Genomic DNA, 12918 nt, shown 5'->3' on the forward strand with positions numbered 1-12918 from the left:
CAACCCTGGTGGGCCAGCCAGGGCAGTCGCAGGGAGTGATGGCCGTAGTGAGCTCCGTCCGTGCAACGGGCGGAGAAGGAAAGCTCAACCATGACCTTGAAGAGGATTTCGAACGTGACCAAGAAGCAGACCCTTCGCATCAATGTGCTGGCTGCCGCCGTGCTGTCGTTGACTGTTGGCGTCGGTGCGGCGCATGCGGCCAAGCCGGGCGTGGCCAAGGAACCGGCACGCGTGGCCAGCACTGCCCAGCAGAGCGTGGACGGCATCATCGTGAAGTACCGCAACGGCACTGCTGCCGCCAGCGATCGTTCGACCAAGCTCTCGGTCGTGCAGTCGGCGTTGTCGCGTGCCATCGTCAGCAGCGGCACCACCAGCCGCGCCGCGGCACTGTCTCCGCTGGTGGAGCGCAAGCTCGGTGCCGGTGGCGACCTGATCCGCCTGAAGTCCAAGCTGGGTTCGGCCGACATGCAGAAGGTGCTGGCTGAACTGAATGCCGATCCGTCGGTGCAGTACGCGGTGGCCAACGTGCGCCTGCAGCGTTCGGACCTGCGTGCCACCAACGCGCAGCCGGCACTGGTGCCCAACGACCCCAACTACGCGCAGTACCAGTGGAACTTCTTCAATGCCACCGGTGGCGTGAACGCCCCGGCCGCATGGGATCTCTCGCAGGGCGAGGGCATCGTGGTCGCCGTGCTCGATACCGGCATCCTGCCGGGCGTGCCGGACTTCGGCAGCAACCTGCTGGAAGGCTACGATTTCATCAGTGACAAGGAATCCTCGCGCCGCCCGAACGACGGCCGCGCGCCCGGCGCCACCGACTACGGTGACTGGGTGGAAACGGCCAACGAGTGCTACACCGGCTCTGAACCGGAAGGCAGTTCCTGGCACGGCACGCACGTTGCCGGCACCATTGCCGAAGTGACCAACAATGGCAGCGCCCTGGCGGGCCTGGCCTACAAGGCCAAGGTGCTGCCGGTGCGCGTGCTGGGCAAGTGCGGTGGCACCCTGGCCGACATCAGTGACGCCATCACCTGGGCCTCCGGTGGCACCGTGCCGGGCATTCCGGCCAACACCAACCCGGCCGAGATCATCAACATGAGTCTGGGCGGTGGCGGCGCATGCGATGCCGCCTACCAGGACGCGATCAACGGCGCGGTGTCGCGCGGCACCCTGGTGGTGGTCGCGGCCGGCAACGAAACCGATAACGCATCCAAGTACCGTCCGGCCAGCTGCAACAACGTGGTGGCGGTGGGTGCGACCCGTGTCACCGGTGGCATCACCTATTACTCCAACTACGGCACCGCGGTCGACCTGTCGGCCCCGGGCGGTGGCGGCAGCGTCGACGGCAACCCGAACGGCTACATCTGGCAGGTCGGCTCCAGTTCGGAAACCACCCCGGACGCTGGTGAGTGGGTGCTGATGGGCAAGGGCGGCACGTCGATGTCCTCGCCGCATGTTGCCGCCGTGGCCGCGATGGTGCAGAGCGCGTTGATCGCCAAGGGCAAGGAGCCGCTGGCTCCGGCCGCACTGGAAACGCTGCTGAAGCAGAGCGCGCGCAAGTTCCCGGTGACCATCCCGGCGGCGACCCCGATCGGCACCGGCATCCTCGATGCCAAGGCCGCACTGGATGCCGCGCTGAAGGAGCCGTGCACCGAGAACTGCGAGCCGGAAGGCATTCCGCTGACCAACAAGGTGACCGTGGGTGGCTTGGCCGGTGCGGCCGCCAGCGAAACCGTCTACACCTTCGAAGCGGCGGCCGGCAAGACGCTGAGCGTGCTGACCTACGGCGGCAGCGGCAACGTGTCGGTGTATCTGGCGCAGGGCCGCGTGCCCACCGCGACCGACAACGATGCCAAGTCGACCCGCCCAGGCAATACCGAAACCGTGCGCGTAGCCAAGCCGGTGGCCGGTACCTACTACATCAAGGTGGTGGGTGAGGCCGCTTACAGCGGGGTGAGCATTCTGGCGACCCAGTAATAACCGACTGTCGTAAATGAATAAGCGAGGCCCGTCACCTGTGTGACGGGCTTCGTCTTTTTACGAAAGAAGAATCGGAGAGGGTGGAAACCACGGCTTAACTGCTAAAGTCGGGACGATCGACAGGAGAGTCACGTGAACGCGCTCGCTGCCACCGCCATCGACGACACTGAAGGCCGCATCCTCGATGCGCTGCTGGCACGTGGTCGGCTCAAGGAAGGAGATCTGGCGCGTGCGCGGCCACTGCATGCCGAGGCCGGTGGCAGCCTGCTCGGCCTGCTGGTCCGGCTTGGGCTGGTCTCCGAACGTGACCAGGCGCAGGCCAGCGCCGATGTGTTGGGCTTGCCGCTGCTGGAAGGACGGCAGCTGCCTGAATCGCCACCGCAGGCACTGGCCGAAGGCCTGCCGCTGTCGCTGCGCTTCCTCAAGCAGTTCCACGTATGCCCGCTGGCGCTGGATGAACACGGCGTGCAGCTGTGGCTGGCCGACGCCCACGATCCGTACCCGCAGCAGGCCGTGCAGCTGGCACTGGGCGTGCCGGTCACGCCGCTGCTGGGCATGCGCGCGGAGATCGATGACCTGGTCGAGCGCTGGTTCGGCCAGGGCCGCAGTGCGATGGGGGCGATCGTGGAAACCGCCGATGGCGAAGGCGGCGCAGTGGACGATATCGAGCACCTGCGCGATCTCGCCTCGGAAGCGCCGGTGATCCGCCTGGTCAACCTGGTGATCCAGCGCGCGGTCGAACTGCGCGCCTCTGACATCCACGTCGAGCCTTTCGAGAACCGGCTGAAAGTGCGTTACCGCGTCGATGGCGTGCTGGTCGAAGGCGAGAGCCCGCCGGCCAACCTGACCGCCGCGGTGATCAGCCGCATCAAGATCATGGCCCGGCTGAACATCGCCGAGCGCCGCCTGCCGCAGGACGGCCGCATCATGCTGCGCGTGCAGGGCAAAGAGCTGGACCTGCGTGTCAGCACGGTACCCACCGCGCACGGCGAAAGCGTGGTGATGCGCCTGCTCGATCGCGAGACGGTGGTGTTCGACTTCCACCGGCTGGGCTTCACCGATGCCTTCCTGCCGCAGTTCCGCAAGGTGCTTGAACAGCCGCACGGCATCCTGCTGGTGACCGGTCCCACCGGCTCGGGCAAGACCACCACGCTGTACACCGCGCTGAGCCAGCTCAACACCGCCGACGTCAAGATCATTACCGTTGAAGATCCGGTCGAATACCAGATCGAAGGCATCAACCAGATCCAGGCCAAGCCGCAGATCGGCCTGGACTTTGCCAATGCCCTGCGCAGCATCGTGCGCCAGGATCCGGACATCATCATGATCGGCGAAATGCGCGACCTGGAAACCGCGCGCATCGCGATCCAGTCGGCATTGACCGGCCACCTGGTGCTGTCCACGCTGCATACCAACAATGCGGCGGGCGGCATCACCCGCCTGCTCGACATGGGCGTGGAAGACTATCTGCTCACTTCCACCATCAACGGCATCCTGGCCCAGCGCCTGGTGCGCCGTCTGGAGCCGACCCACGCCGAGCGCTATGAAGCCTCGCCGGAAGAAATCGAGCGCTTCGACCTGCGTCGCCTGCAGCCGCAGGGAACGATCCACCTGTATCGGCCGAAGCCGTCGGCACTGGCGCCGACCGGCTACCTGGGGCGCACCACCATCATGGAATTCCTGGTGATGAACGACGCGCTGCGGCGTGCGGTGATGCGCCGCGATGGCATGGGCGAGATCGAACGCATCGCCCGTGAAGCCGGCATGCGCACCATGTACGAGGACGGCCTGAGCAAGGCCCTGAGCGGGCAGACGACCCTTGAGGAAGTCCTGCGCGTGACCGAGGAAGGCTGATGCGCGCGCAGGGACGACGCTGACATGCCGAACTATCGTTACAAGGCGCTGAATACGCACGGTGAAGTGTTCGACGGGCAGATGGAAGCGGCCAGCGAGGCCGAGCTGGTCGCGCGCCTGCAGGACCAGGGCCATCTGCCGATGGAAACGCAGCTGGCCGACGGCGGGGCGGTTGGCGGCAGCAGCCTGCGCGGCCTGTTCCGCCAGCGTCCGCTGCAGGGCGCGGCATTGCTGCAGTTCACCCAGCAGCTGGCGACGCTGCTCGGTGCCGGGCAGCCGCTGGACCGCGCGCTGTCGATCCTGCTCAGCCTGCCCGAAGACGAGCGCTCGCGCCGCGCGATCACCGACATCCGCGACGTGGTGCGCGGTGGCGCGCCGCTGTCGACTGCGCTGGAACGCCAGCACGGCCTGTTCTCGCGCCTGTACGTGAACATGGTGCGCGCCGGTGAAGCCGGTGGCAGCCTGCACGACACCCTGCAGCGCCTGGCCGATTATCTTGAACGCAGCCGTGCGCTGCAGGGCAAGGTGATCAACGCGCTGGTCTATCCGGCGATCCTGCTGGTGGTGGTGGGCGGTGCGCTGCTGTTCCTGCTGGGCTATGTGGTGCCGCAGTTCGCACAGATGTACGAAAGCCTGGACGTGGCGTTGCCATGGTTCACCAACCTGGTGCTGCAGCTGGGCCTGTTCGTACGCGACTGGTGGGTGCTGCTGCTGGTGGTGCCGGGCGTGCTGCTGTTGTTGTTCGAACGCAAGGCGCGGCAGCCCGCGTTCCGTCTGGCGCTGGATGGCTGGCTGCTGCAGCGCCGCGGCATCGGCCGCCTGCTGGGCGAACTGGAAACCGCGCGGCTGGCGCGCACCCTGGGGACACTGCTGCGCAACGGCGTGCCGCTGCTGGCGGCGCTGGGCATCGCCCGCAACGTGCTCGGCAACCGCGCGCTGGCAGCGGACCTGGAAACTGCCGCCGACGAGGTCAAGAACGGCACCGGCCTGTCGCTGGCACTGTCGCGCGGCAAGCGCTTTCCCCGGTTGGCGCTGCAGATGATCCAGGTCGGCGAGGAGTCCGGCGCACTCGATACCATGCTGCTGAAAGCTGCTGATACTTTCGAACAGGACAGCGCCCGCCGCATCGACCGCCTGCTGGCGGCGATGGTGCCGGCGATCACCCTGGTGCTGGCCTCGGTGGTCGGCGCGGTGATCGTGGCCGTGCTGGTGCCGTTGTACGACCTCACCAACGCCATCGGCTGACGATGGCCTCCTTCGCAACCCCGACATCCCGTACCTGAAAGGACCGACCATGATTGCTTCCCGTCGACCGATCCGCCTTTCCTTCACTGCCGCACGCCACCAGTCGGGCATGAGCCTGCTGGAGATCATCATCGTCATCGTGCTGATCGGCGCGGTGCTGACCCTGGTCGCCAGCCGCGTGCTCGGCGGCGCCGATCGCGGCAAGGCCAACATCGCCAAGGCGCAGGTGCAGACCGTTGCCTCCAAGGTCGACAACTACCAGATCGACACCGGCAAGCTGCCTGCCTCGCTCAACGACCTGGTGACCGCACCGGCCGGCGTCGGTGGCTGGCTGGGCCCGTATGCCAAGCCCGCCGACCTCAACGACCCGTGGGGCCACGCGCTGGAGTACCGCGCACCGGGCGAAGGCCAGGCGTATGAGCTGATCAGCCTGGGCAAGGACGGCAAGGCCGGCGGCAGCAGCGTCGACGCTGACATCCGCTACCAGCCGTAAGCACGCATGCTGCTTTTCCTGCCGCGCCGGTTGTCACGCCCGCGCCTGCACGGCAGGCGCGCAGCAGGCCTGTCGCTGCTGGAAATGCTGCTGGTGATCGCGTTGATCGCGGCCATCGGCCTGATCACCGCCGCTGGCATGTCGCGCGGCTTTGCTGGCATGCAGCTGCGCAGTGCCGGCAAGGACATCGCCAACCAGCTGCGCATGGTGCGCGCGCAGGCGATTGCCCGCGGTGAGCCGCAGCGCTTCGTGATCGAACCGGCACAGCATCGCTGGCAGGGCGCCAACCAGCGACACGGCGAAGTGCCGGCCAAGCTGAAGGTGCAGTTCGAAGGTGCCGCGCAGTTGGCCACCGCACCCGGTCAGGGCGTGATCGAATTCCATCCCGACGGTGGCTCCAGCGGCGGCCGCATCCGCCTGCAGCTGGAGAGCGCCGAGTGGCGTATCGATGTGGGCTGGTTGACCGGTGAAGTCCGTTCCGGACCGTGGCGGGCGCAATGAGGTCGCGCGCCCGTGGCTTCACCCTGCTTGAAGTGATCGTTGCCTTCGCACTGCTTGGGTTGGCACTGACGCTGTTGCTGGGCAGCCTGTCCGGTGGCGCGCGCCAGGTGCGTGATGCCGAGCTGCGCACGCGCGCGGTGCTGCACGCGCAGTCGTTGCTGGCTGCCGCTGGCGTGGAAACGCCACTGCAGGCCGGCAGCCAACAGGGCGAGTGGGAGCAGGGGCGATATCACTGGCAGCTGCAGGTGCAGCCCTGGGCCGAGCCGCGCAGTGGTGCGCTGCCCGCTGCGCAGTCGCCGGGTACGCCTTGGCTGGCGGAACTGCAGCTGCAGGTGCGCTGGGGCGACGGCGAGCGCGAGCAGTTGCGCTGGCGCAGCCTGCGCCTGTTGCCGCCTGCGCTGGAGAATGCGCGATGAGGCGCCGCGCGCGGGGCTTCACCCTGATCGAAGTCATGCTGGCCACCGTGCTTCTAGCTGGCGGCCTGGCGTTGGCGTTCGCCAGCGTGCGCTCGGCGATGGCGATCAGCCAGCGCGGTGAGCAGATTGCCGCGCAGAGCGAACGCATGCGCGCAGTGCAGGCCCTGCTGCGGCGCCAGCTCGCCAGCGCCCTGCGCAGCCCGCTGGAAGTGCCCGATCCCACCCGCGAACCGGTGTTCTTCCAGGGCGATGATCGGGGCATGCAGTTCGTAGCCGATCTGCCGGGCTATCTCGGTCGCGGCGGCCCGTACCTGCATGCGCTGCAGGTGGATGGCGCAGCCGGCCACCGCCGCTTGCTGCTGGAGCTGGTGCTGCTGCAGGAAGGCGAGCGCATCGAAGAGAGCCCGCCGCGCCCGCCCGAAGTGCTGGCGGAGGACTTGAAGGATGTACGGCTGCGCTATCGCGGTGTCGACGCCAGCAACGGGCAGATGACCGAATGGTTGCCACGTTGGGATGACACCCGGCGCCTGCCGCTGCTGGTGGAAGTGCAGATCGTGCCAAGCAGGGGCACGCCGTGGCCGCCGCTGGTGGTGGCACTGCGCGCCGGCGGCAGCGGAGGCGCGCGATGAAGCGTCCACGTGGTGCCGCGCTGGTACTGGTGCTGTGGCTGATCGCGCTGATGACCGCGCTGGTCGGCGCTTTTGCGCTCAGCGCACGGGTCGAGCACCTGCAGCAGCGGGTGCTCGGTGATGATGCACGCGGCCAGGAGCGCGCGCGCGCGGGCCTGGAATACGCACTGCTGCGGCTGCAGCCAGACCCGCAGCGTCCGCCGTGGCAGGCCGACGGCCGGGCCTATCGTTGGCAGTTCGACGACGCCCGCATCGAGATCCGGGTGCTGGACGAGAACGGCAAGATCAACCTCAACCTGGCGGATGCGGCCCTGCTGTCCGCATTCATGCAGGCACTGGGCGAGCCGGCTGAAACCGCCAGGCAGTTGGCCGGTGCGATCATCGACTGGCGCGACGAAGACAGTCTGCTGCAGCCCGGTGGCGGTGCCGAGGCGCCCGAGTACGCCGCCGCAGGCCTGCCCTACGGCCCGCGCAACAAGCGCTTTGAAACCCTGGGCGAACTGCAGCGGGTGCTGGGAATGCGCGGGTCGCTGTACGCCGCGATGCTGCCGCACCTGACGCTCTACAGCCGGCAGGCGCGCCCGGATCCACGCTTCGCCGGTGGCCCGGTGTTGACGGCAATGGGCCTGGATGCGGAACAACTGCTGGCGCAACGCGCCCAGCAGGAGCGTGACGGAGATAACGCTGCGGGTGCATCGGCGCTTGCCAGCAGCAGTGGCACCTATAGTATCGAGTCCCGCGCCACTGACGGCAGCGGACGCCTGTCGGTGCTGCAGGCGGTGGTGCGCAACGGATCGGGCGGGGTGCCCGGCCGGACCTACACAGTGCTTCGCTGGGAGCAGGGAATGGCAGCAAGATGACGGCTTGGCAGGACAGTCTGCGGCAGGTGCAGGGCCAGATCGGCCCCGGTGCCGGCCGTTTCCTGCGCTGGTGGCGGCAGTCGTTGCTGGCCTGGGTGCCGATGCGCTGGCAATGGGCGCTGGGCTGGTCGCAGACCCGCCTGCTGCTGCAGTGCGAAGACGGGCAGCTGCAGGTCTGGCGCGAAACCGGTGACGGCCTCGAGCCCGTGGCCCGTCTTCCGTGGCCGCTGCAACCGGCGGACCTGGACCGCGTGCTGGAGCCGCGCCTGCGCAGCCTGCCACGGGTGTGGCTGCTGCCCGCCGGGCAGGTCCTGCGGCGCACGCTGCGTCTGCCCGCCGCGGCCGGTGACCGCCTGCGTGCGGTGGTCGGCTACGAGATCGACCGGCAGACACCGTTCGAAGCCAGCCAGGTCAGCTATGACATCCGTGAACTGGGCAGTGCCGGCGAAGGCCTGCTGCAGGTAGAGCTGGTGGCCTGGCCGCTGCGTCAGCTCGATGACTGGCGCGCGCAGATCGGCGAGTGGGCAGATGCGTTGGCCGGTGTCGATGCGATAGATACACAGGGCCGCGCCCTGCAGGTCAATCTGCTGCCGCCCGCGCAGCGTCAACAGCGGCCGGACCCGATGCGGCGCTGGAACCTGCTGCTTGCCGCAGCGGCCCTGGTGATGCTGGTGCTGGCGGCGATGCAGCTGCTGGACAATCGCCGCGCTGCTGTCGATGCGCTGCGCGAAGACGTCGAGCGCAGCGCCCGCAGCGCGCGTGGCGTCGCCAGCGAACGCAGCCAGCTGCAGGCGCTGCTGGATGGAGCGACGTTCCTGGAAACACAACGCAACCAGCGCGCCAGTACCGTCGAAGTGTGGAATGAGCTGACCCGGCGCCTGCCCGATGGCACCTACCTGGAAAAACTGGCAATCGAGAACAACAGCCTGCAGCTGATCGGCCTCAGCAGCGAAGCATCGCAGCTGGTTCCGCTGCTGCAGGACGCGCCGCAATGGCGCAAGGTGAACCTCACCGGCGTGCTGCAGGCCGATGGTGCCGCCAGTGGCCGCGACCGCTTCACCCTGACCGCCGAGCTGCAGCCATTGCCTTCGGCGGCACCTGCGCCCGCAGCCGCCCCGACTGAAACCACGGAGGCGGCCCATGCCGATGCCAAGCGCACGCCGTGACCGCTGGTTGGCACTGGCACTGCTGTTGGCAGTGCTGGGCCTGGCCTACCTGCTGCTGGTGCACCCGTGGTTCACCCAGCCATTGCTCGCGATCGACGCCGATGCCGCTGCCCTGCGCGAACGCCAGCAGCGCGTACAGGCGCAGCTGCAGCAGCAGCCGCAGATCGAACAGCGGCTGCGCGCGACCCGCGACGCCCTGCAGCAGCGCCCGGGGTTCCTGCAGGAAGCCACCGCCGAGGCCGCTGCGGCCGCGCTCGGCGCACGCCTGCAGGATGCGGTGGCGATGGCCAGCCCGGGCAACCGCAGCTGCACCATCAGCAACCGCACGCCATTGAGCGACAACCGTCGCGATGCTGCGTTCGTCCGTGTGGCCATGCAGGTGCGCCTGCGCTGTGGCGTGGCCGAACTGGCCACCGTGCTGCACAGCCTGGAGACCGGCAGCCCGCGCCTGTTCGTGGACAACCTCAACCTGATCGCACAGCGCTTCCAGCAATCGCCGAACGAATCCGGCCTCGGTCTCGATGTGTCCTTCGAGCTGGCCGGCTACCTGTTGCCAGGTGCGGCTGCCGATCCCGCCACAGCGCCCGTGGCCACGCCACCTGCAGCGGCGCCGGTGGTGTCGCCGCCGGCACCTGTACCGGCACCGGCGGATCAGCCTGCTGCCGATGCGCAGGAGGTGGCCGATGAAGCTTGAACAGATCAACCTGCGCACCGGGCTGTTGCTGGCGGTGGCCGGATGGGCCGCTGCGACCTGGCTGGCCACCGGCTTCGGCCTTGGCAGCCAGCTGCCCACGGTCAGCACGGAGGGCGATGCCCAGGCCGCGCTGCCGGCGTTGCCCGTGCTGGCGCCCGAACGCATGGCCGGCGCAGACAGCTACAGCGTGATCAGCGAACGGCCCCTGTTCGCCGAAGACCGCAAGCCGCGCCCGTATCTGCTGGGGGGCAGCGAAGCCGCCGCCAGCCCCGCGCTGCGCCTGACCGGCGTGCTGCTCACCCGCGATTTCAGCATGGCCACCTTCACCACCGAGCAGGGCCGCTCGCTGCGCCTGCGCCTCAATGGCGATGCAGTCGATGGCTGGCAACTGGTCGCCTTGGAACCACGCCAGGCCACGGTGATCGGCTCCAGTGGCAGCCAGGTGCTGGAGCTGGCCGTGTTCAATGGCCAGGGCGGTGAAGCGCCGACGGTCCTGCGCGGGGCCAATGGCGCACCGCCTGTGCCCGGCGCGGTGGTTCCGCCGCCGCCGCCACAGCCGGCGCCCAGCCAGACCCAGCCCAACCCACGTGCCACCGATGGCAACGTGGCTCCCGCGTCGCCTGCACCGGCCGCGGCCGCCGCGCCACCTGCCAACACCAACGGTCCCAGCGAAGCGCAGATGCAGGCCATCCGCGAACGCATCCAGGCCCGCCGCCGTCAGCTGCAGCAACAGCAGCAACAACCGTCGCCGCCCCCGGGCGATGGCACCAACCGATAGAGTGAATGCATGAATCTGCGTTTTCTTCCCTGGTCCCTTGCCCTGACACTGCTGGTCGGCTGCAGCACCGTGTCCGCCCCGCATGTGCAACGCAACGGCAACCTGCAGCCATCGGCCAGCGCCGGTCAGGCCGCCACCGATGCGCAGACCGAAGCGGCCGATCAAGCCCAGGGGACGCCGCAGGCGGTGATCCGCCGTGGCACCGGCACCATGATCAACCGCGAGGCCGCGCGCAAGCCGTCGCCCGCGTTGCATGCGGCCAGCTCCGGCGAAGCCACCTTCAACTTCGAGGGCGAGTCGGTGCACGCGGTGGTCAAGGCCATCCTCGGTGACATGCTCGGCCAGAACTACGTGATTGCCCCGGGGGTGCAGGGCACAGTGACCCTGGCCACGCCCAAGCCGGTATCGCCGGCACAGGCACTGAACCTGCTGGAGATGGTGCTGGGCTGGAACAACGCCCGCATGGTCTACAGCGGTGGCCGCTACAACATCGTCGCCGCCGACCAGGCACTGGCCGGGACCGTGGCGCCGAGCACTGCGCCCGCCTCCAGTGCACGCGGCTTTGAAGTGCGCGTGGTGCCGCTGCAGTTCATCTCCGCCACCGAGATGAAGAAGGTGCTGGAGCCCTATGCGCGGCCCAATGCCATCGTCAACGTCGACAGCGGCCGCAACGTGATCACCCTGGGCGGCACCCGTGCCGAACTCGAGAACTACCTGCACACCGTCGAGATCTTCGACGTCGACTGGCTCTCGGGCATGTCGGTGGGCGTGTTCCCGATCCAGTCCGGCAAGGCCGAGCAGGTCGCGGCCGATCTGGAAAAGGTATTCGGCGAGGAGAGCAAGACGCCCAGCGCCGGCATGTTCCGTTTTCTGCCGCTGGAAAACGCCAACGCCGTGCTGGTGATCACCCCGCAGGTGCGCTACCTGGACCAGATCCAGCAGTGGCTGGACCGCATCGATACCGCCGGTGGCAGCGCGCGCCTGTTCTCGCATGAACTGCGTTACATCAAGGCACGCGATCTGGCTGAACGCCTCAGCGAAGCCTTTGCCAGCAGCGGCAACCGTAGCGGCGCCGGCCCGGCATCGCTGGCACCGGGCGCCATTCCGTCGCAGCTGGGCAGTGATGGCGACCGCGGCATGGACGCCAACAACGGCAGCAGCTTCAACAACACGGTGGGTGGCAGCAGCGGCAGCAGTGGCGGCGGCAGCTCCGGTTCCCTGAACCTGCCGCAGCGCCAGTCGGGCAACGTCAGCATCAGCCTGGAAGTGGAGGGCGATCGTGTCGGCGTGTCGGCGGTGGAAGAGACGAACACGTTGCTGGTGCGTTCGACGCCGCAGGCCTGGCGCTCGATCCGCGAGGTGATCGAAAAGCTGGACGTGATGCCGCTGCAGGTGCACATCGAAGCGCAGGTGGCCGAGGTCGGGCTGACCGGCGACCTGAAGTACGGCGTGAACTGGTACTTCGACAACGCCGTGGCAGGGCGCGCGCTGACTGGAGCATTGGCTGGGCTGTCCCTGCCGGCGGCGGCCGGCGGATCCTGGAACACCTTCGCCGGTGCGGTGACCGGCACCGATGGCGCCGGTTGGGCATTTACCGGGCACAACGGTGCGGCCGTGGTCAGCGCACTGGACAAGGTCACCGACGTGCGCCTGCTGCAGACACCCTCGGTGTTCGTGCGCAACAACGCCGAAGCCACGCTCAACGTGGGCGACAAGGTGCCGATCAACACCACCACGGTCAACACCGGCATCGGCACCAGCAGCTACAGCTCGGTGCAGTACATCGACACCGGCGTGATCCTGAAGGTGCGCCCGCGCGTAACCCGCGACGGCACGGTGTTCCTGGACATCGTGCAGGAGATCAGCAGCGCCTCCGACGTACCGGAGAACTGCAATCCGCAGGAGCGCAACTGCAATCCGCGCATCTCCACCAAGAAGCTGGCTACTGAGGCGGCGGTGCAGAGCGGGGACACCATCATGCTGGCTGGCCTGATCACCGATTCGGCCACTGATGGCAGCAGCGGCATTCCCGGCCTCAGCCGGATTCCGGTGTTGGGTGCGCTGTTCGGCCAGAAGAGCCGCACCAGCCGTCGTTCGGAAGTGATCGTGCTGCTGACCCCGACCATCGTCCGCAACGGCCAGGAAGCACGCACCCTGACCGACGAATACAGCCAGCGCTTCCGCGCGATGGAGCCGCTGAACCAGCCGGGCTCAAAGAAGTAGGTGGGTTCGGCCGGGCTGCGCCCGGCACCCGCCGAAGCCGAAGCCGAAGCCGAAGCCGAAGCAACGGCAGCAGCAACAG

The 12918-nt window shown here is 68.1% G+C and carries 12 protein-coding genes; all 12 read left to right on the plus strand.

Annotated features, from left to right (window positions below):
* The first annotated feature begins 90 nt into the window (after positions 1 to 90).
* The 12 genes from H3005_RS13460 (at position 91) to gspD (ending at position 12839) form a co-directional block, all read left to right on the plus strand.
* Positions 91 to 1977, plus strand: coding sequence for a S8 family peptidase (locus H3005_RS13460; protein ID WP_180166718.1), 1887 nt, complete (start codon positions 91 to 93; stop codon positions 1975 to 1977).
* A gap of 135 nt (positions 1978 to 2112) precedes the next feature.
* Positions 2113 to 3834 (plus strand): type II secretion system ATPase GspE, encoded by a 1722-nt coding sequence (gspE, locus tag H3005_RS13465; RefSeq protein WP_100462854.1) that lies wholly within the window; start codon positions 2113 to 2115, stop codon positions 3832 to 3834.
* A gap of 24 nt (positions 3835 to 3858) precedes the next feature.
* Positions 3859 to 5079 carry a type II secretion system F family protein gene (locus tag H3005_RS13470; RefSeq protein WP_100551522.1) on the plus strand — a complete coding sequence of 407 codons (1221 nt, stop codon included), beginning with the start codon at positions 3859 to 3861 and terminating at the stop codon, positions 5077 to 5079.
* 49 nt (positions 5080 to 5128) lie between these two features.
* On the plus strand, positions 5129 to 5572 hold the full coding sequence (gspG, locus tag H3005_RS13475; RefSeq protein ID WP_032951922.1) for a type II secretion system major pseudopilin GspG: 444 nt from the start codon (positions 5129 to 5131) through the stop codon (positions 5570 to 5572).
* A gap of 6 nt (positions 5573 to 5578) precedes the next feature.
* Entirely contained in the window at positions 5579 to 6073 is a 495-nt protein-coding gene (locus H3005_RS13480; protein WP_100551523.1) for a GspH/FimT family pseudopilin, read from the plus strand.
* Positions 6070 to 6489: a prepilin-type N-terminal cleavage/methylation domain-containing protein gene (locus tag H3005_RS13485; RefSeq protein WP_100551524.1), complete on the plus strand. Its 420-nt coding sequence runs from the start codon at positions 6070 to 6072 to the stop codon at positions 6487 to 6489. Before H3005_RS13480 ends, H3005_RS13485 begins: the two co-directional genes overlap by 4 nt.
* On the plus strand, positions 6486 to 7118 hold the full coding sequence (locus H3005_RS13490; protein ID WP_100462858.1) for a type II secretion system protein J: 633 nt from the start codon (positions 6486 to 6488) through the stop codon (positions 7116 to 7118). The genes H3005_RS13485 and H3005_RS13490 overlap by 4 nt, the downstream gene beginning before the upstream one ends.
* On the plus strand, positions 7115 to 7978 hold the full coding sequence (locus H3005_RS13495; protein WP_100551525.1) for a type II secretion system protein GspK: 864 nt from the start codon (positions 7115 to 7117) through the stop codon (positions 7976 to 7978). The genes H3005_RS13490 and H3005_RS13495 overlap by 4 nt, the downstream gene beginning before the upstream one ends.
* Entirely contained in the window at positions 7975 to 9144 is a 1170-nt protein-coding gene (locus H3005_RS13500; protein ID WP_100551526.1) for a PilN domain-containing protein, read from the plus strand. Before H3005_RS13495 ends, H3005_RS13500 begins: the two co-directional genes overlap by 4 nt.
* Positions 9119 to 9838 carry a type II secretion system protein GspM gene (gene gspM, locus H3005_RS13505; protein WP_100551527.1) on the plus strand — a complete coding sequence of 240 codons (720 nt, stop codon included), beginning with the start codon at positions 9119 to 9121 and terminating at the stop codon, positions 9836 to 9838. Before H3005_RS13500 ends, gspM begins: the two co-directional genes overlap by 26 nt.
* Positions 9828 to 10616 (plus strand): general secretion pathway protein GspN, encoded by a 789-nt coding sequence (locus tag H3005_RS13510; RefSeq protein WP_100551528.1) that lies wholly within the window; start codon positions 9828 to 9830, stop codon positions 10614 to 10616. Before gspM ends, H3005_RS13510 begins: the two co-directional genes overlap by 11 nt.
* 9 nt (positions 10617 to 10625) lie before the next feature.
* Complete coding sequence (gspD, locus tag H3005_RS13515) at positions 10626 to 12839, plus strand: type II secretion system secretin GspD (protein ID WP_100551529.1); 2214 nt, start codon at positions 10626 to 10628, stop codon at positions 12837 to 12839.
* The last annotated feature ends 79 nt before the right edge of the window (positions 12840 to 12918 follow it).

The organism is Stenotrophomonas sp. Br8 (assembly GCF_014763005.1).
Taxonomy (GTDB): Bacteria; Pseudomonadota; Gammaproteobacteria; order Xanthomonadales; family Xanthomonadaceae; genus Stenotrophomonas; species Stenotrophomonas lactitubi.

Excerpts from the sequence above, each read along its gene's own strand:
- H3005_RS13460 (WP_180166718.1), top strand. The coding sequence starts at position 91 with ATGACCTTGAAGAGGATTTCGAACGTGACCAAGAAGCAGACCCTTCGC.
- H3005_RS13470 (WP_100551522.1), top strand. The coding sequence starts at position 3,859 with ATGCCGAACTATCGTTACAAGGCGCTGAATACGCACGGTGAAGTGTTC.
- gspG (WP_032951922.1), top strand. The coding sequence starts at position 5,129 with ATGATTGCTTCCCGTCGACCGATCCGCCTTTCCTTCACTGCCGCACGC.
- H3005_RS13480 (WP_100551523.1), top strand. The coding sequence starts at position 5,579 with ATGCTGCTTTTCCTGCCGCGCCGGTTGTCACGCCCGCGCCTGCACGGC.
- H3005_RS13485 (WP_100551524.1), top strand. The coding sequence starts at position 6,070 with ATGAGGTCGCGCGCCCGTGGCTTCACCCTGCTTGAAGTGATCGTTGCC.
- H3005_RS13490 (WP_100462858.1), top strand. The coding sequence starts at position 6,486 with ATGAGGCGCCGCGCGCGGGGCTTCACCCTGATCGAAGTCATGCTGGCC.
- H3005_RS13495 (WP_100551525.1), top strand. The coding sequence starts at position 7,115 with ATGAAGCGTCCACGTGGTGCCGCGCTGGTACTGGTGCTGTGGCTGATC.
- H3005_RS13500 (WP_100551526.1), top strand. The coding sequence starts at position 7,975 with ATGACGGCTTGGCAGGACAGTCTGCGGCAGGTGCAGGGCCAGATCGGC.
- gspM (WP_100551527.1), top strand. The coding sequence starts at position 9,119 with ATGCCGATGCCAAGCGCACGCCGTGACCGCTGGTTGGCACTGGCACTG.
- H3005_RS13510 (WP_100551528.1), top strand. The coding sequence starts at position 9,828 with ATGAAGCTTGAACAGATCAACCTGCGCACCGGGCTGTTGCTGGCGGTG.
- gspD (WP_100551529.1), top strand. The coding sequence starts at position 10,626 with ATGAATCTGCGTTTTCTTCCCTGGTCCCTTGCCCTGACACTGCTGGTC.